Here is a 17,692-nt window from a genome sequence, read left to right on the forward strand (position 1 = left end):
CAGAGGCTCACTGGCAGCGGGTATAGCGCAGCGGCTTCGGCAACTCCTTGTCCTCGCGGACGAGGGTGTTGCTGCTGTTGGTCAGCGACAGCGTCTCGGTGCGCGTCCAGCTCTGGCCCTCGCCGGTGAAGGCGAACTCTGCTTTCAGCTTTTCGGGCCAGTTGCCGACGATCTTGGTCAGCTTCGCGCGCGATTCGTAGAATTGCAGCGTGTCGGGCGTGATTGTCAGCAGGCCCTTGGCGTCGCCGCGGGTGGAGGTGCAGTCGGCGGGGACGAGGCCCCAGCGGCCGCGCATGCTTTTCGGGATCGCCGCCTCTGCGACATCGGCGTTGTCCGGCTCGACGACGGTCTCGTCGGGCGGCAGCGTTTCGATATCCTTGACCGGCGCCGCGGCCTGATTGGCGGCGATGGCGTCGTTTGCCGCATTGTCGGGCGCGTTCGCCTGGCACGCAGCGAGCGCGAGCAGCGGAAGGACGAGCAGCCTGGTCATTCGCCGACCAATGCCTCAGCCTCGATTTCGACCCGCCATTCGGGGCGGAGCAGTGCCGAAACCACGACCATCGTCGCTGCCGGCCGCACATCGGCAAAGCGGCGGCCGTGCGCGCGGCCGATCGCCTCGCCGTCTGCGGCGTCGGTGATGAACATCCGCGTCCGCACGATATCCGTCCGCGCCCCGCCGAGCTGACGGATCGCGTCGACGATGATGTCGAAGCAGCGGTCCGCCTGCGCCTCGGCATCGCCGGGCGTGCTGGAACCGTCCGCCTCGACCGGCGCCGTGCCGGAGACGAGGATGCGGTCGCCGACGCGAACGGCGCGGGAAAAGCCGATCGTCTCCTCGTAGGGCGAGGCGGAGGCAGTGCGCTGGCGTTCGGTCATTGTCCCTCCCTTGCCCTCCCCCTTCAGGGGAGGATTTTTAGCCCATCGTCGGGATCACGAACGCGTTTTCGCCCGTCACCGAGCCATCGGGCCAGCGCTGGGTGATGGTCTTGGTCTTGGTCCAGAAGCGGACGCCTTCCATGCCGTGCTGGTTGATGTCGCCGAACGCCGAGCGCTTCCAGCCGCCGAAGCTGTGGTAGGCGACCGGCACCGGGATCGGCACGTTGATGCCGACCATGCCGACATTGACGCGCGCCGCGAACTCGCGCGCCGCATGGCCGTTGCGGGTGAAGATCGCGACGCCGTTGCCGTACTGGTGGTCGGACGGGAGCTTCAGCGCCGTTTCGAAATCCGGCGCGCGGACGATCTGGAGGACCGGTCCGAAGATTTCCTCCTTGTAGCTCTGCATCGTCGGCTTGACGTGATCGAACAGGCTCGGCCCGACGAAGAAGCCGCCTTCATGGCCCTGGAGCGTGAAATTGCGGCCGTCGACGACCAGCTCCGCACCTTCGTCGACGCCGGTCTGGATCCAGTTCTCGACGCGCTGCCGGTGCGCCGCGTTGACGACCGGGCCGTAATGCGCATCCGGATCGGTCGAAACGCCGACGCGTAGTGCGGCGATCGCGGGGAGCAGCGCCTCGCGCAGCTCGTTCGCGGTCTTCTCGCCGACCGGCACAACCACCGGGAGCGCCATGCAGCGCTCGCCCGCCGAGCCGAACGCGGCGCCGGCGAGGTCCTTCACGACCTGGTCCATGTCTGCATCGGGCATGACGATGCCGTGATTCTTGGCGCCGCCCATCGCCTGGACGCGCTTGCCGTTCTCGACGCCGCGCCGGTAGACGTAGTGCGCGATGTCGGACGAGCCGACGAAGCTCACCGCCGAGATCGCCGGGTGATCGAGGATCGCGTCGACCATTTCCTTGTCGCCGTGGACGACCTGCAGGATGCCTTCGGGCGCCCCCGCTTCGACCATCAGCTCGGCGAGGCGGACCGGCACCGACGGGTCGCGCTCCGACGGCTTCAGGATGAAGGCGTTGCCGACCGCGATCGCGACGCCGAACATCCACATCGGGATCATCGCCGGGAAGTTGAACGGCGTGATGCCGGCAACCACGCCCAGCGGCTGGCGCATCGAATAGACGTCGATGCCAGGCCCCGCGCCATAGGTATATTCGCCCTTCAGCGCGTGCGGGATGCCGGCCGAGAACTCGATCACGTCGAGCCCGCGCTGCACGTCGCCGCGCGCATCCGCGACGACCTTGCCGTGCTCCGACGCCAGCAGATGGGCCAGTTCCTCGAGGTTGGCCTCGACCAGCTCCTTGAACTTGAACATCACGCGCGCGCGGCGCTGCGGATTGGTCGCGGCCCAGCCCGGTTGCGCCTTTTCGGCGGCAGCAACGGCGCGGTCGAGCGCAGCCTTGTCGCCGAACGCGACGCGGGCCTGCACTTGGCCCGAATTCGGGTCAAACACCTCGCCGAAACGGCTGGAGGAACCGCCGGGGCCGCCGACGATATGATGATCGATGTCACGCATGATGTGAGTCCTTTCTTCCCCTTGCCCCTAGCCCTTTCGGCGCTTTCGGGACAAGGGACGCGGCGTGACATCCGCCCCCGCCGAACGTCGTCTGCTCGCAATCCTGCTGCGGCTCGTCACCGCGCTTGCGCTGACGGCGATGTTCGCGATCGTGAAGCTGGCGGACGCGCATGGCGTGACGCTGTTTGAAAGCCTGTTCTACCGCCAGGCACTGGCGCTGCCGCTGGTCCTGGGCGTGGTCGGCTGGGGGCCGGGATTCCGGTCGGTCAGGACGCAACGGCCGGGCGCCCATGTCTGGCGCACGGTGCTGGGCATGACCGGCATGGCGCTCAACTTCCTGACCTTCACCCTGCTGCCGATCGCGGAGGCGACGGTGATCCTGTTCACGGTGCCGATCTTCGCGACGATCCTGTCGGCGGTCGTGCTGAAAGAGCCGGTCGGGCCACACCGCTGGAGCGCCGTGATCCTGGGCTTCGCAGGCGTGCTGATCGTCGTGCAGCCCGGCGGATCGACGCTGCCGCCCGAAGGGATCGCCGTCGGCCTGGTCGCGGCCACTGTCGTCTCTGCGATCAACATCACGCTGCGTCAGATCGGCCGCACCGAAAGCGCGACCACGACCGTGTTCTGGTTCACGATCCTCTCCGCCCTTCCCTTCGGCGCGCTGATGCCGGTGCTGGGCAAGGCGCATGACGGCTGGACGTTCGGCCTGCTGTTCGCATTGGGCCTGATGGGCGGCCTTGCCCAGCTGACCTCGACCGCGTCGCTGAGGCTCGCCCCGGTTTCCGTGGTGCTGCCGATCGACTATTCGAGCCTGGTCTGGTCGGCGCTGATCGGCTGGCTGGTCTTTTCGACCGTGCCGAGCCCGCACCTCTGGCTCGGCGCGCCGCTGATCATCGCGAGCGGCCTCTACATCGTGTATCGCGAGCAGAAGCTGCACCGCGAACGGACCGCGGGCGCAGTCGCGACGGACTGAACACTTAGGGACGAAGCGGCTTGTCCGTCATGACGAGCACAATCGAGAGCAGCGCGCAGGCGAGCCCGACACCGACCGCTTCCTTGAGCAGCCCGAGCGAGACGAACACCGCGCCGGCCAGCACCGGAAGAACCATTGCGAGCGCCAATTTCATATGCGGACCCTTAGCAGCCCTGTGCGGACGGGAAAAGCTGCGGCATCCGCTACAAGCGCCTGAAGATCACCGACAGGTTGTTGGCAGGCATTTCGACCAGACGTTCGAAGCGGAGCCCGACGCGCTCGGCAAGCGCGATCACGTCGTCGAGCTGCCGCAATCCCCAGGCCGGATCGCGTGCCTTCAGCGACTCATCGAACGCTTCGTTGCTGGGTGCGGTGGGCATAGCTGTGCGGCGATACGGGCCGTAGAGATAGAGCGGCGCACCCGGCGGAAGCAGGCGCGCGGCGCCGGCGAACAGGCCCTCGGTCGCGGCCCAGGGGCTGATATGGACCATGTTGATGCAGAGCATCGCATCGGCCGCCGCGATCGGCCAGTCGGGGTCGCGCGCGTCCAGCTGGAGCGGCGGGCGGATGTTCGGGACACCTTCGCTCCAGGCCGCGATCGAGGAGAGCGCGTCCGGATCGGGATCGCTCGGCTGCCATTCCAGCTGCGGGAAGCTCTCGGCAAAGAAACGGACATGCTCGCCGGTGCCGCTGGCGATTTCGAGGATCAGGCCGGATGTGGGGAGGCTATCGCGCAGGACGGCGAGGATCGGCTCGCGGTTACGCGCGGTCGCGGGGGCGTGGCGGGCGTGAGGGTTCGGCACCTGAAATCCGGTTTGGCCTGAGCTTGTCGAAGGCCTCCCTTCTTCCTTCGGCTCAGAAAAAGAAAGGGAGGGCTTCGACAGGCTCAGCCCAAACCGGTTCTCTACGGACTTGCCGGATTATTCCGCCACATACCGCCACGGATCGCCCGGCGCCGGTCGGGCCCAGATCGTGAAGAACGGAACCACTGTCGGCCCGCCGGGCTTCGGCTGGTTGATGTGGAGCAGGCCGTAGCTGAGGCCCATGTCGCCCGACGGCGCGACCATCACTTCGTCGGCGGCCCAAGTGACGGAGCTGACCGGTTCGGGTGGGCCGACCAGCTCGCCGATCGCCTGCGCGCCGACCGCGAGGCCGTCCGGGCTGCCGAGGTTGATCGAGTCCGCGCGGCCCCATTTCTGGAAGGCGGCACGCAGGCCGATCTTCTGCGCCTCATCGGAAAAGGCGCCTTCGGACGCCTTCAGCGTCGCACCGGCATCGTCCGGGCGGGTCGCGCCCCAGCCGACGATCGGGCCCGCGGGCGTGAGCGCGACCGCCTCGCGCATGCCGAGCCGCTTGTAGCCGGCGACGCGCCAGCCGTCCGGCCGCTTCACCCAATAAGCGAGATATTTGAGGGGCTGCGGCGCAGCCTGCTTTGGGCGGACGGTCATCGTGCCATAGGTGAAGCCGTGGCTGCCGTCGGCGGAGATGCCGCCGCCGACCGGCGCCCATTCGACCGCCGAAACCAGATTCTCCGGCTTGGCCGCGAGCCGGGCGCGAATCGCTTCGGGGCCACGGATCAGTTCCGACGCGCCGCCCGAGATCATCACGGCCTGTGAGTCCATCATGGCCGTGATCGCGGAGACCAGGTCCTTGTCGCTGGCCTTGTCGGACCAGCCGCGATCGGCAGCAAGCAGCGCCTGATAGGCGGCCTGCGACGCCGCGACCGGCGCCGGCTTCGCAGCCACGGGCACAAGCGGCGTGGCCAGAGCCAGCGCACAGAACAGCAGGTGACGCATTGATCCTCCCTCGTTTCGCGCCGCTCAACAGCGCGAACGAAAGGGAGGAACAACGCGGCTTCTATCGGCGGCGGCCCCGGTTCGACGAACCGACCGGCGGCGGCTCTTGTTCGACCAGCGCCGGGGGAGCCCTACTCCGCCGCCTGCGCGACCTCCGGGTCTTTCCAGACCAGCACCGGCTTGCGGGCCGCGAGCGTTTCGTCGAGGCGGCGGCGCGGCGCAAAATGCGGCGCCGCCTTCAGCGCTGGATCGCCGTTCTTCGCGCGCGCGGCGACGGAGCGGAGCGCGCCAATGAACTGGTCGAGATTGCCCTTCGACTCCGTCTCGGTCGGCTCGACCAGCATCGCACCATGGACGACGAGCGGGAAATACATCGTCATCGGGTGATAGCCTTCATCGATCAGGCCCTTGGCGATGTCGAGCGTGGTGAAGCCCTCGGCCATGCCCTCGTCGGAGAACAGGGCCTCGTGCATGCACGGCCCGCTGTCGCCGAACGGCGCGTCGAGCAGGTCGTCGAGCGAGCGCAGGATGTAGTTCGCGTTCAGCACCGCATCCTCGCTGACCTGGCGCAGGCCGTCGGCGCCGTGGCTCAGCATATAGGCGGCGGCGCGAGTGAACATGCCCATCTGGCCGTGAAACGCGACCATGCGGCCGAAGCTGTGCGCGTGATGCTCCTCAGCCGTTTCCTCTTCGACCAGGTGATAGTGATCGCCCTGCTTCTCGACGAACGGTAGCGGCGCGAACGGCGCCAGCGCCGCCGAGAAGACGACCGGGCCGGAGCCTGGGCCGCCGCCGCCGTGCGGAGTCGAGAAGGTCTTGTGCAGGTTGATGTGCATCGCGTCGACGCCAAGATCGCCCGGGCGGACGCGGCCGACGATCGCGTTGAAGTTCGCGCCATCGCAATAGACGAACGCGCCGGCGGCGTGGACGGCGTCGGCGATCCGCTTCATGTCGCGCTCGAACAGCCCGCAGGTGTTCGGGTTGGTGATCATCACCGCCGCGACATCGGGCCCGAGCCGGCGCTTCAGCGCTTCGAAGTCGACGCGGCCCTCGGGCGTGGCTGGGATGTTCTCGACCGCATAGCCGGCAAAGGCGGCGGTCGCAGGATTGGTGCCGTGCGCCGATTCCGGGACCAAAACCACGGAGCGCGCATCGCCCCGCGCTTCCAGCGCCGAGCGGATCGCGAGCAGGCCGCACAGCTCGCCATGTGCGCCGGCCTTCGGGCTCATCGCGACCGCGGGCATGCCGGTGAGCTTGCACAGCCAGTCGGCGACGAGGTGGATCAGCGCATAGGCGCCCTGCACCGTTTCCTGGGGTGCAAGCGGGTGGATGTCGGCGAAACCGGGCAGCCGCGCGACTTTCTCGTTCAGCCGCGGATTGTGCTTCATCGTGCACGATCCGAGCGGGAACAGGCCGAGATCGATTGCGTAATTTTGCCGCGACAGGCGGGTGTAGTGACGGATCGCTTCGGGCTCGGAGAGACCGGGAAGGCCGATCGGGCGGACGCGCTCCAGCCCTGCTCCTCCCCGGAACGGGGAGGGGGACCGCGCGCCGTCAGGCGCGTGGTGGAGGGGTCGAGGTACCGAAGGGCTCGCTTCGCTCGCGACCCCTCCACCATGCTTCGCATGGTCCCCCTCCCCGTTCCGGGGAGGAGCTAGGCTGGGCAGGTCGACCCCCGTCGTGTGCTCGTCGCCGATCTCGAAGATCAGCGGCTCTTCGAGCATCAGCGCGCGGTTGCCGGTGAAGGTTTCGGTGTTGGCGGCGGTCTCGCCTTCGGGGCGGGAGACGCGGCCCTGGCGGTTCATGCTCATGCGAGGTCCTCCTGGAGGGCGGAAGCCAAGGCCTCGACATCCTCCGGCGTGGTGGTTTCGGTGACGGCGACGACGAGGCCGTGCTCCAGCGCGTCGACGCCGGGATAGAGACGGCCCAGCGACACCCCGGCGAGGATGCCGCGATCGGCGAGGCGGCGGACCAACGGGCGGGCTTCCTTCGACAGCTTCAGCGTGAACTCGTTGAAGAAGCTGGTGTTGACCAGCTCGACGCCCGGCACCTTGGCCAGCCGCTCCGCCGCGGCGACCGCGCCGGCGTGGTTCAGCTCGGCAAGGCCACGCAGGCCCTTTTCGCCGAGCAAGGTCATGTGGATCGAGAAGGCGAGCGCGCACAGCCCCGAGTTGGTGCAGATGTTCGATGTCGCCTTTTCGCGACGGATATGCTGCTCGCGCGTCGAAAGTGTCAGCACGAAGCCGCGCTTGCCCTCCGCATCGACGGTCTCGCCGCAAAGCCTGCCCGGCATCTGGCGGACGAATTTCTCCTTGCACGCGAACAGGCCCACATAGGGCCCGCCGAACTGCAGGCCGACGCCGATCGACTGGCCTTCGCCGACAACGATGTCCGCGCCCATCTCGCCGGGCGACTTCAGCAGGCCGAGCGCGACCGGCTCGGTGACGACCGCGACCAGCAGCGCGCCTTTCTCATGCGCGCGGGCGGCGAGCTCCGACAGGTCGGCGACGCGGCCGAGAATGTCGGGATATTGGACCACGACGCACGAGGTGTCGCCGTCGATCTGGCCGATCAACGTGCCTATGTCGGTGTTCGCCTCCAGCTTCGGCAGCGCGGTGTGCAGCTCATCGCCGGTGAAGCGGGCCATCGTCTTCGCGACCGAGACGTAATGCGGGTGGAGGCCGGCGGAGATCAGCGCCTTGGCGCGACGCGTGATCCGGCGCGCCATCGTGATCGCTTCCCAGCAGGCGGTCGAGCCGTCGTACATCGAGGCGTTGGCGACGTCGCAGCCGAGCAGCCGCGCGACCTGCGTCTGGAACTCGAACAGCATCTGCAGCGTGCCCTGCGCGATTTCCGGCTGATAGGGCGTGTAGGCGGTCAGGAATTCGCCGCGCTGGATGATGTGATCGACGGTCGCCGGCACGTGGTGACGATAGGCGCCGCAGCCGAGGAAGAAGGGCACCTCGCCGGCCACGGTATTCTGCCGGGCGAGCGCGGCAAGCTGGCGCTCGACCGAGAGTTCCGAGGCATGGTTCGGCAGGCCGGCGATCGGGTCCGACAGCCGTGCTTCCTGGGGCACGTCGACGAACAGGTCGTCGATCGACTTGGCGCCGACAGCCTGCAGCATCGCGCTGCGGTCGGCGGGGGTGAGGGGCAAGTAACGCATCAGGGCTTTCTCATCGTGAAGCGGAGGCGGACGTAATCGGCGATCCAGCGGCCGTCGGGCTGCCTGAGCGCGGGCGCGGCGCGCTCTTCGGCCTCGGCGGTAACGGCATCGATTTCGGATTCGGGGACACGCGCGGAATCGAGGAAGCCGGCGCGGAAGGTCTTGTACCAGGCGGCGGCGCCCGCCGGGAGCGGCGTCGGGCGGTCGATCAGCCAAGCCTCGATATCGGCGAAACCGGCATCGGAATAGATGCCGCTAAACTCCGCGGGCGAGGCATACCATTGCGGGTCTTCGCCCGGCACCGGATAGCCGCGCGCCGTCAGCACCTCGCGCAGCGCGCCGCGAAGCTGGGCGATGTTCCCTGCCCCGCCCTGCTCGCCGACAAAGCGGCCGCCGGGCTTCAGCGCGCGAAACACGCCGCGCGCGACGGCGCCGGGGTCGAGCATCCAGTGGAGCGCGGCGTTCGAGAAGACCGCGTCGAACGCGCCGTCGAAGTCGAGCGCCTGCCCGTCCATCACGCGCGCGTCGAGACCGCGCGCCTTGGCGGCGGCGATCATCTCGGGCGAGGCATCGACGCCGACCACCTCCGCGCCGGCCGCGACCAGCGCCTCGGTCAGCACGCCGTCGCCGCAGCCGAGATCGAGGATGCGCTCGCCCGCCTTGGGCGCCAGCAGCTCCACCACCGCGCGGCCAAGCTCCGGCACGAAGGCGGCGTTCTTCGCGTAATCGGTCGGGGACCAGCGGGAGGTGGGGTTGAGCATCCTGTTTCTCCTCCCCTCCCGCTTGCGGGAGGGGCCGGGGGTGGGAACGTCAGGGGCGCGGCGCTTCTAGCAGGCCCACCCCTAACCCCTCCCGCAAGCGGGAGGGGAAATCGGCTCACAGCCCGGACACGTATTCCTTGTACGCGCCCTCATCCATCAGCCCGTCCAGCTCGGAACGGTTCGACAGCGTCAGCTTGAAGAACCAGCCGTCCGCTTCCGGCGAGGTGTTGACCAGGTCGGGCGTGTCGCTGAGCGCGGCATTGCCTTCGGTGACGGTGCCGGAGACCGGCGCGTAGACGTCCGACGCGGCCTTGACCGATTCGACGACCGCCGCTTCGCCGCCTTGGGACAGCTGGCGACCGGCATCAGGCACTTCGACGAACACGACGTCGCCGAGCTGGCTCTGCGCGTAATCGGTGATGCCGACGGTCGCGGCATCGCCGTCGACCTCGATCCATTCATGATCCTTGGTGAAATAGCGGGTCATTTGGCGGCTCCCTTGCGGTGATAGCGGTGGGGGACAAGCGGCATGGCGGCGACTTCCGCCTCGAAAATCTTTGCGCGCTGGTTGAGGCGCACCTTGGTGCCCGGCACGGCGGAGGCGGCAGGCACATAGGCCATCGCGATCGGCCGCTCGAGGCTGGGCGAGAAGCCGCCCGACGTGACCTTGCCGACCTCGTTGCCGTCGGCATCGACCACCGCGGCGCCTTCGCGCACCGGCTGGCGGCCTTCGACAAGCAGGCCGACGCGCTTCAGCACCGGCTCCTGTTCGCGCTCCAGCAGGATGCGCTCGGCGCCCGGGAAGCCGCCTTCCTCGCGGCGGCGCTTTTGCAGCGCGAACCCGAGATCGGCGGAGATCGGCGTCGTCTCTTCGTCCAGATCATGACCGTAGAGCGGCAGGCCTGCTTCCAGCCGCAGCGAGTCGCGCGCGCCGAGGCCGATCGGCTTTACTTCGGGCTGGTCGCACAGGAGGTCCGCGATCCGCTCGGCGTGTCCTGCGGCGATCGAGATTTCGAACCCGTCCTCGCCGGTATAGCCGGAGCGGCTGATCCAGGCGGGGACGCCGTCCAGGTCGAACGCGCCCGCTTCCATGAAATAGAGCCGCGCGACCTCGGGCTGGATGCGCGCGAGCGCTTCGCCGGCCTTCGGGCCCTGCAGCGCCAGCAGCGCGCTTTCCTCCAGGTGATTGAGCGTGATCTCGTCGGGCAGATGCTCACGCATATGGCCGATATCGTCATACTTGGTCGCACCGTTCACGACCATGTAGAAGCCGTCCGCCTGACGCGTCAGCATCAGGTCATCGAGGATGCCGCCGCTGTCGTTCAGCAGCAGCGAATAGCGCATCTTGTCGACGCCCAGGCCCTTCACGTCGGCCGGAAGGAGCTTTTCCAGCTCCGCATCGACATCGGGACCGCTGATCAGCAGCTGGCCCATATGGCTGACGTCGAACAGCCCGGCATTCTCGCGCGTCCAGAGATGCTCGGCCATGATGCCTTCATACTGGATCGGCATGTTGTAGCCGGCGAACGGCACCATCCGGGCGCCGCGCGCGCGGTGCCAGCCGTCCAGCGGCAGGCTCTGGGGGGGAAGGTCTTCCGTCTCGCTCACACTCGCCTCCGTGACCGGCAGCCGCGTCCCTTGATCGAAACGCATCCGCTGCCCCCTCTGTCACGGGACCTGAGAGCTTTCACCGGGCGCAAACCCGACTTACCCCTTCGGTGGCCCGCACTGGCGCACGGACGCTTTCCAGAGTGTCGCTGAACAGGCGGTCGCGGTCCTTTGACCTGAGAGATTCCGGGGCGGTTGCTCCTTCGGCGGAAGCCGGGTCCTTGTTGCTCAAATCGAACCGTCGGCTTGCGCCGCCTACGATTTGAGCGGGCCCTGCCTCACTCTCCCGCGAACGCCCGGCGGTTGCCCGCCGGCGACGTCAGCGCCTCTGGCCGGGGTCCGCGCCGGAGTCAACGCCCACGCCGTGCCGATAGACGAGCGTCGCGCCCTGCCAGCCCGAATAGCCGAGCAGCAGCACCACGACGGTCGAGAGCACCAGGCCGGTCGGCACGACATAGGCGGGGCCGCCGTTCATCCGCCAGATGAAGTTCGCGACCTGGATGCCGACGACGAGAAGGTTCACGACCAGGTGATGATGCGCGGCAGGAAGCGCGCGAATGCGGGCGTCGCCGAAATAGTCGATCAGCCCGAATATGGCCGCAAACGCCGCCAGCACGATGCCGAGCGCAAGCGCCAGCATGCCCAGCGTCGCCCAGACCAGGTCGTGCCGATGCCAGAACATCAGGTCGCAAACCCAGACCAGCAGGAACAGCACGACCGGGAACATCACCGTCATCGGGTGAATCGGGTGACCGGCGATCCTGGCCGTGCTGCGGAAGCGTTCCATCGGGCGATCCTCTTTCCCGCGCGAACGCGGGAGGAAACGCCCCCGTTCCGACGTCAGCGCGTCGCGTTGTACTGAAGCTGGTCCGGCGTGAGCTGGAACCCGATCAGCTGCTCGAAGCTCGCGCGGGCAACTGCGGCGCGGACGCCGGGCCGGGAGAAGGGATCGATCGCCGCGTCTTCCTCACCGGCCTTGCGCTTGCGGGTGATCTCCTCGCGAACCTTGTCGGGCAGCGTCGCCGCCGAGCGGCTGATGATGCTCGACCCCAGGCCGGTCGTTTGCGCCCGATCCTGGCCCGCGGCGAAATTCAGCGACACGCGGCTGATCCGCTTGGCGACGACCACGTTGCCGCCACGCACGATCGTGACGAAATAAGGCAGCACCACTTCGCGCGGCGCGCTGCTATCGCGGCGGCGCGCGATGACGTCGAACGTGGTGTTGGCGATCACGTCGGGGCCGCTCGTTTCGTCGCAGGTCGTGCGCAGGTTGGTGATCGTCGCGGTGACGTCGATCGCGCGCGCATCGCGGCTCTGCGGCGGGTCGAACAGCGTGATGTCGCCGGTGTAGGCGGGCACGCCGACCGCCGGACAGGTCGTGCGGGCGATGCGGATCCCCCCCAGATAATCCATCTCGCCGTTTCGGGAGCAGGCCCCGAGCGTCAGGGCAATGGCGGCAGCGGCAAGGGCAAGGCGAAGCGACAAAGACGGATCCTCGGGAGCGGGAAAGACGCGCAAAAGCATAGGAAGGCGCTTTGATGCAGGCAAGCAATCGCTTAAGGGGAGCAATCATGTCCTCTCTAACCAAGCTCAAGCTGCTGATCGCGGCTCCGCGCGGATTTTGCGCGGGCGTCGATCGCGCCATCCGGATCGTCGAACTCGCGATCGAGCGCCTTGGCGCGCCGGTCTATGTGCGCCACGAAATCGTCCACAACCGCTTCGTCGTCGACGCGCTGAAGGCCAAGGGCGCCGTCTTCGTCGAGGAATTGGAGGACGTGCCCGACGGCGCGCCGGTCGTCTTTTCCGCGCACGGCGTGCCGAAATCGGTGCCGGCAGAAGCCGAGGCGCGCGGCCTCGATTACCTCGACGCGACCTGTCCGCTGGTGTCGAAAGTGCACAGCCAGGCGGAGCGGCTGGTCGCAGCGGGGCGCCATATCCTGTTCGTCGGGCACAGGGGTCATCCGGAAGTGATCGGCACGTTCGGCCAGGTGCCCAAGGGCCGCATGACATTGGTTGAGACCGTCGCCGACGTGGCGGCGCTCGCGCCCGAAGAGCCGGACAATCTGGCGTTCCTGACCCAGACGACACTCTCCGTCGACGACACGGCGGAGATCATCGCCGCGCTGAAGCGGCGCTTCCCCAACATCCACGGTCCGCGCGGCGAGGATATCTGCTACGCGACCTCGAACCGCCAGTCGGCGGTCAAGGCGATCGCGCCACTGTGCGACGCGATGCTGGTGATCGGAGCCCCGAACAGTTCCAACTCGCTGCGGCTGGTCGAAGCCGCCGAGCGCGCCGGCGCACGGGCGATGCTCGTCCAGCGCGGGCGCGACGTCGATTTCGGTTGGCTGGAGGGCGTGTCGACGCTGGGCCTGACCGCCGGCGCGTCGGCACCGGAACTGCTGGTCCGCGAAGTCGTCGACCGCCTCGCCGAACGCTATGCGGTCGACGAGGAGCAGGTCGAGACCGCCCGCGAGCAGATGGTCTTCAAGCTCCCGCGCGAATTGCAGGCGGCGTAGCCTTTATAGCCCTCCCCCTGGTGGGGAGGGTTGGGCGGGGGCGCGAGATCGGCGAAGCCGGGCTCGCCAACAAAGACTTTTCTCGGCCCGCAGACGCGGGCCGGCCCCCTCCCCTTGCCCTCCCCACAAGGGGGAGGGAGTTCTTACCCGGCCCGCTTCACGGCGCCCTTGTGCGCGCCGACGCCGGAGCGGCGGCCGCGGAACGGGCGCTTCGGCCGGTCGCCGGCGGGACGGGCGCGCTGCTCTTCGTGGCGGCGCTGGGCGGTCGGCTTGGCCTGGACCGGCTTCGGCAATGACGCGCGCTGCGCCTCGAAATTCTCGGGCAGCGGCACAGGCTGGAGCTGGACGCGGGTCAGACGTTCGATCTGCTTCAGATAGGCGCGCTCCTCGCCGTCGACGAAGCTGATCGCGATACCGTCACGCCCGGCGCGCGCGGTGCGGCCGATGCGGTGGACATATTGCTCGGCAACGTTCGGCAGCTCGAAGTTGAAGACGTGGCTGACGCCCGACACATCGATGCCGCGCGCGGCGATGTCGGTCGCGACAAGGATCTTGATCTCGCCCGAACGGAACGCCTGCAGCGCCTGGGTGCGCTGCGGCTGCGACTTGTTGCCGTGGATCGCCGCGCAGCCGATGCCGGCCGCCTGGAGATGCTTCACGACCTTGTCGGCGCCGTGCTTGGTGCGGGTGAAGACCAGCGCGCGATCGATCGGTTCGGCCTTGAGCGTCAGCGTCAGCAGCGCCTGCTTCTCGGCCTGGTTGACGAAGGTCACGAACTGCTCGACGCGCTCGGCAGTCGAGGCGACGGGGGTCACCGCGACCTTGACCGGATTGGTCAGGAAGCGGTCGCCCAGCTCCGCGATCGTCTTCGGCATCGTCGCCGAGAAGAACAGGGTCTGCCGCTGCTTCGGCAGCATCTGGCTGATCCGCTTCAGCGAATGGATGAAGCCCAGGTCCAGCATCTGGTCGGCCTCATCGAGCACGAAGACTTCGACGTCACGAAGCGTCAGCGCGCGCTGGTCGATCAGGTCGAGCAGGCGGCCGGGGGTTGCGACGACGATGTCGACGCCGGGGCGCATCTTGTTGATCTGGCGCCCGATCGGAACGCCGCCGAACACGGTTTCGACGGACAGCCGCATGAAGCGCGCATAGTCGCGGAACGATTGCGCGATCTGCGCCGCCAGCTCGCGGGTCGGCGAGAGGACAAGCATCCGGCAGCCGCCGATCGGCGTCGGCTTCGGGTGGCGCGCGAAATAGTCGAGGGCAGGCAGCGCGAAGGCCGCCGTCTTGCCGGTGCCGGTCTGGGCGATGCCGCACAGGTCGCGGCCTTCGAGAACCGGCGGGATCGCCTTAATCTGGATCGGCGTCGGGGTCGCGTAGCCCTTGGCATTGAGCGCCTTGAGAATGGGCTCGGCGAGGCCGAGGTCGGTGAAATTGGTCATGAAATACTCGCAAAATGCGCAAGGCGGCGCGCGCAGTCGCGCGGCCGCATGACGCGGGGTTGGTTTGACAACCCGCGTGAAAAGGGAAGCCTGTTGCAGGGAGCGCTAAGCGGTGCGGCCGGGCTCGTATTCGAGCTGTTCACGCTGCCGTACCATCGGGGCCAGGCCCCGTGCGCGACGGTCATATGGAGGCCCATTACGGCGGAAGCAAGGCGCTAAAGCCGATCGAGCGTGAGAAGCGCCTTGTCGCCTTTCCAAAGCGTGTCGACCTGCGCGCGCGTGGCGGCGCTCGCCGCGGCGTCGCCCAGCGCGGCCTGGGCCTGAGCGCGGCCCCAGAGCACCCAGACATTGTCGGGCTGGCGGGCAAGCGCACGGCCGAACGCGGCATAGGCTTCGTGGGCGTCGCCGGCTTTCAGCAGCGACGCGCCGACGGCGGCATCGAGCGGCTGGAGCCAGATCGGCGCATCGGCCTTCGCCTCGATCTCCGCAGCGCGCCCGAAGCGCTGGGCGGCGCCGCGGTAATTCTTCGTGGCATAGTTGATGCGCGCGACGGCGACGTGCTCGGCAATCCGCAACTGCGGCGGCTCGTTGCCGAGGAATTTATCGCGCAGCGCCTCCTTGCGCATCAGCGCCAGCTCGTCGCGGGCCTGATCCACTTGCCCGCCCCGCGCCATGGCCTGGATCCGAAGCGCCCGCCAGATCTGGTGGAGCAGCAACTGGTCCGAGGTCGGTTCCGGCAGCTTCAGGAATTCGGCGCTGGGCAGGAATTGCGCCCGGATCTGAAGCGCCAGCGAACGGTCCGCATAGTCGGCCGATTTCTCCAGCCGGCCGGCGGCGGCGAGCGCTGTCGGCGCATCGCCCGTCTGCTCGGCGCTGATGGCGACGCGCTGTTCGCCGGCGACGGTCTGCGAAAAGGCGGGCGACGAGGCCAGCACCAGTGCAAGGATCAGCGTGCGCATAGAACCCCCTTCTTGCGCAGCGACCGTAAGAGCAGCCATGGGGCTTGTCGACACGAGCGCGCTTCTGCAAACCGCCCGCTGCACATAAGAATTGAGAGGTCGCCTTGAAATATTTGCCTGCCGCCCTGCTGCTTGCCGCCGCCACACCTGTCCTTGCCGCGCTGAGCCCGGCCGAGCAGAAAATGACCAAGACCGTCGATGCCGAATATGAGCGGTCGGTCGCGCTGCTCGAAAAGCTGGTCAACCAGAACTCGGGCTCGCTGAACATCGAGGGCGTGACGAAGGTCGGCGAGATGATGCGCGCCGAGCTGGAGCCGCTGGGCTTTCAGGTGACCTGGATCCCGATGGGCGAGGTCAAGCGCGCCGGCCACATCGTCGCCGTCCACAAGGGCAACGGCAAGGGCAAGCGGATGCTGCTGATCGGGCACCTCGATACGGTGTTCGAGAAGGACTCGCCGTTCCAGACATTCGTGCGCAAGGGTGAGAAGGCGGAAGGTCCGGGCGCGGGCGACGACAAGGGCGGCATGGTCGTGATGGTCGCGGCCCTGCGCGCGATGCAGGCCGCGGGCACGCTGAAGGACGCCGATATCGAGATCGTGCTGACCGGCGACGAAGAGGATTCGGGCGACCCGCACAGCATCTCGCGGCGCGACCTGGTCGCTGCCGGCAAGCGCGCGGACGCCGCGCTCGATTTCGAGGCCCTGTCGGTGATCGACGGCCAGGATTATGGCTCGATCGCGCGCCGCAGCTCGATCAGCTGGACCTTGAAGGTGACGGCCAAGAGCAGCCATTCGAGCGGCATCTTCACGCCGTCAGCGGGCGAAGGCGCGATCTATGCGGCGAGCCGCATCATCTCTGCCTTTCGCGACGAGCTGCGCGAGCCCAACCTGACCTACAATGTCGGGCTGATCGCGGGCGGCACCCAGGCCGCGTTCGACGCCGGCCAGATCCGCGCCACGGCGGCGGGCAAGACCAACATCATACCGTCGATTACGCTCGCCCGCGGCGACATCCGCACCCTGTCCGACGAGCAAAGCGACCGGGTCGAGGCCAAGATGAAGGCGATCGTCGGCCGCGCCTATCCGGGCGCGCAGGCAGAGATCAGCTTCGATCCCGGCTATCCGGCGATGGCGCCGACGGAGGGCAATCGGGCGCTGTTGCAAAAGCTGAACGGCGTGAACGCCGACCTGGGGCTGAAGGCGATGCCCGCGCTCGACCCGCTGAAGCGCGGTGCCGGCGACATCGCCTTTGTCGCCAAGGACGTGGACGGGCTGGTCGGGCTCGGCACCGACAGCGACGGCGATCATGCGCCGGGCGAGACGGTCGACCTCGATTCGATCCACCGCCAGGCCAAGCGCGCGGCGATCCTGATGACCCGGCTCAGCAAGGAATCGCGCTGAGGCGCAGACGAGGAGTCCCTGATGTCCTTTGGTATCTACCAAGCCTCGGTGCCGGTGTTCGTGAACGCCCTCACCAACATGCGCGCCTGGCTCGACAAGGCCGCGGCGGAAAAGCCGGAAGCCGAGCTGGTCGAGGCGCGACTTGCGCCCGACATGCGGCCCCTCACATTCCAGTATCAAAGCGCCTCTGACTCGGCGAAATTCGCGGTTGCGCGGCTAACCGGTGTCGAGGCGCCGTCAATGCCCGATACCGAAGCGAGCTTCGCCGAGCTTAGGGAAAGGTGCGACAAGACGATCGCGTTCGTGAAAAGCGTGGATCCGTCCGCCTTCGCGGACAGCGCCGGCCGAACGGTCGAACTGAAATTCCCGAACGGTATGGGCTATCGCCTCGATGGCCAAAGCTATCTGACCGGCTTCGCGCTGCCCAATTTCTTCTTCCACGTGACCACCGCATACGCGATCCTGCGGGCATCTGGCGTCAGCCTCGGCAAACCCGATTTCCTGCAGCATCTCGGGCAGCCGAACATCCAACCCGGAAGCTGATCGCGCCGCCTCGCCTCGATCCGGCGCCTGGCTAAACCGGCGCTGAACGCCGGGTTCAGGACTGACTCACGCAGCCCCTTCTATTTTCGCGCGTTCGGGCATGGGGCGCGGAGAC

19 protein-coding genes and 2 riboswitches are annotated in these 17,692 nt (G+C 67.8%); of the genes, 4 read left to right on the forward strand and 15 right to left on the reverse strand.

Annotated elements, in window-relative coordinates; translation table 11 throughout:
- Positions 1–7: 7 nt before the first annotated feature.
- The 3 genes from SCH01S_RS14480 to SCH01S_RS14490 are packed head-to-tail and all read right to left on the reverse strand — an operon-like array spanning position 8 to position 2,410.
- A complete protein-coding gene (locus SCH01S_RS14480; RefSeq protein ID WP_157032997.1) occupies positions 8–490 on the reverse strand; it encodes a hypothetical protein in 483 nt (160 codons plus the stop codon).
- Positions 487–876: a RidA family protein gene (locus tag SCH01S_RS14485; protein WP_046349530.1), complete on the reverse strand. Its 390-nt coding sequence runs from the start codon at positions 874–876 to the stop codon at positions 487–489. The genes SCH01S_RS14480 and SCH01S_RS14485 overlap by 4 nt, the downstream gene beginning before the upstream one ends.
- 37 nt (positions 877–913) lie before the next feature.
- Positions 914–2,410 (reverse strand): CoA-acylating methylmalonate-semialdehyde dehydrogenase, encoded by a 1,497-nt coding sequence (locus tag SCH01S_RS14490; protein WP_046349531.1) that lies wholly within the window; start codon positions 2,408–2,410, stop codon positions 914–916.
- A 64-nt stretch (positions 2,411–2,474) separates the two neighbouring features.
- Between SCH01S_RS14490 and SCH01S_RS14495 the strand changes: the two genes are divergently transcribed.
- Positions 2,475–3,383, forward strand: a complete 909-nt coding sequence (locus SCH01S_RS14495; protein WP_046349532.1) for a DMT family transporter — start codon at positions 2,475–2,477, stop codon at positions 3,381–3,383.
- A gap of 4 nt (positions 3,384–3,387) precedes the next feature.
- On the opposite strand, the gene SCH01S_RS16635 is transcribed toward SCH01S_RS14495, so the two are convergent.
- The 10 genes from SCH01S_RS16635 to SCH01S_RS14540 all read right to left on the reverse strand — a co-directional run bounded on the left by SCH01S_RS16635 (position 3,388) and on the right by SCH01S_RS14540 (position 12,127).
- Positions 3,388–3,537, reverse strand: coding sequence for a hypothetical protein (locus SCH01S_RS16635; RefSeq protein WP_157032998.1), 150 nt, complete (start codon positions 3,535–3,537; stop codon positions 3,388–3,390).
- A gap of 49 nt (positions 3,538–3,586) precedes the next feature.
- Positions 3,587–4,186, reverse strand: coding sequence for a DUF938 domain-containing protein (locus SCH01S_RS14500; RefSeq protein WP_046349533.1), 600 nt, complete (start codon positions 4,184–4,186; stop codon positions 3,587–3,589).
- A gap of 117 nt (positions 4,187–4,303) precedes the next feature.
- Positions 4,304–5,179 carry a hypothetical protein gene (locus SCH01S_RS14505; RefSeq protein WP_046349534.1) on the reverse strand — a complete coding sequence of 292 codons (876 nt, stop codon included), beginning with the start codon at positions 5,177–5,179 and terminating at the stop codon, positions 4,304–4,306.
- A gap of 131 nt (positions 5,180–5,310) precedes the next feature.
- Complete coding sequence (gcvPB, locus tag SCH01S_RS14510; protein ID WP_046349535.1) at positions 5,311–6,990, reverse strand: aminomethyl-transferring glycine dehydrogenase subunit GcvPB; 1,680 nt, start codon at positions 6,988–6,990, stop codon at positions 5,311–5,313.
- Complete coding sequence (gene gcvPA, locus SCH01S_RS14515; protein WP_046349536.1) at positions 6,987–8,345, reverse strand: aminomethyl-transferring glycine dehydrogenase subunit GcvPA; 1,359 nt, start codon at positions 8,343–8,345, stop codon at positions 6,987–6,989. Before gcvPA ends, gcvPB begins: the two co-directional genes overlap by 4 nt.
- A complete protein-coding gene (locus SCH01S_RS14520) occupies positions 8,345–9,106 on the reverse strand; it encodes a class I SAM-dependent methyltransferase (protein ID WP_046349537.1) in 762 nt (253 codons plus the stop codon). Before SCH01S_RS14520 ends, gcvPA begins: the two co-directional genes overlap by 1 nt.
- Before the next feature lie 115 nt (positions 9,107–9,221).
- The gene (gene gcvH, locus SCH01S_RS14525) at positions 9,222–9,593 is read right to left on the reverse strand and encodes a glycine cleavage system protein GcvH (RefSeq protein WP_046349538.1); all 372 of its coding nucleotides are present in this window, start codon (positions 9,591–9,593) and stop codon (positions 9,222–9,224) included.
- Positions 9,590–10,759, reverse strand: coding sequence for a glycine cleavage system aminomethyltransferase GcvT (gene gcvT, locus SCH01S_RS14530; protein ID WP_084689596.1), 1,170 nt, complete (start codon positions 10,757–10,759; stop codon positions 9,590–9,592). Before gcvT ends, gcvH begins: the two co-directional genes overlap by 4 nt.
- A 2-nt stretch (positions 10,760–10,761) precedes the next feature.
- A riboswitch (glycine riboswitch) is annotated at positions 10,762–10,866 on the reverse strand.
- Positions 10,867–10,868: 2 nt separating this feature from the next.
- A riboswitch (glycine riboswitch) is annotated at positions 10,869–11,013 on the reverse strand.
- Between the two features lie 20 nt (positions 11,014–11,033).
- Positions 11,034–11,501, reverse strand: coding sequence for a DUF2231 domain-containing protein (locus SCH01S_RS14535; RefSeq protein WP_046349539.1), 468 nt, complete (start codon positions 11,499–11,501; stop codon positions 11,034–11,036).
- A gap of 53 nt (positions 11,502–11,554) precedes the next feature.
- A complete protein-coding gene (locus tag SCH01S_RS14540) occupies positions 11,555–12,127 on the reverse strand; it encodes a hypothetical protein (protein ID WP_245612284.1) in 573 nt (190 codons plus the stop codon).
- Between the two features lie 158 nt (positions 12,128–12,285).
- Here SCH01S_RS14540 and ispH point away from each other — a divergent pair, with 158 nt between their 5' ends.
- Complete coding sequence (gene ispH / locus SCH01S_RS14545) at positions 12,286–13,233, forward strand: 4-hydroxy-3-methylbut-2-enyl diphosphate reductase (RefSeq protein ID WP_046349540.1); 948 nt, start codon at positions 12,286–12,288, stop codon at positions 13,231–13,233.
- A 143-nt stretch (positions 13,234–13,376) separates the two neighbouring features.
- Here the strand turns inward: ispH and SCH01S_RS14550 are convergent, their stop codons facing one another.
- Both SCH01S_RS14550 and SCH01S_RS14555 read right to left on the reverse strand, forming a co-directional pair.
- A complete protein-coding gene (locus SCH01S_RS14550; RefSeq protein ID WP_046349541.1) occupies positions 13,377–14,675 on the reverse strand; it encodes a DEAD/DEAH box helicase in 1,299 nt (432 codons plus the stop codon).
- A 215-nt stretch (positions 14,676–14,890) separates the two neighbouring features.
- Positions 14,891–15,634, reverse strand: coding sequence for a hypothetical protein (locus tag SCH01S_RS14555; RefSeq protein ID WP_046349542.1), 744 nt, complete (start codon positions 15,632–15,634; stop codon positions 14,891–14,893).
- Positions 15,635–15,738: 104 nt separating this feature from the next.
- Between SCH01S_RS14555 and SCH01S_RS14560 the strand changes: the two genes are divergently transcribed.
- Together SCH01S_RS14560 and SCH01S_RS14565 are read left to right on the forward strand one after the other, a co-directional pair.
- A complete protein-coding gene (locus tag SCH01S_RS14560) occupies positions 15,739–17,034 on the forward strand; it encodes a M20/M25/M40 family metallo-hydrolase (RefSeq protein ID WP_046349543.1) in 1,296 nt (431 codons plus the stop codon).
- 21 nt (positions 17,035–17,055) lie between these two features.
- The gene (locus SCH01S_RS14565) at positions 17,056–17,577 is read left to right on the forward strand and encodes a DUF1993 domain-containing protein (protein WP_046349544.1); all 522 of its coding nucleotides are present in this window, start codon (positions 17,056–17,058) and stop codon (positions 17,575–17,577) included.
- Positions 17,578–17,692: the final 115 nt, after the last annotated feature.

It is taken from the genome of Sphingomonas changbaiensis NBRC 104936 (assembly GCF_000974765.1).
Lineage (GTDB): Bacteria > Pseudomonadota > Alphaproteobacteria > Sphingomonadales > Sphingomonadaceae > Sphingomonas_B > Sphingomonas_B changbaiensis.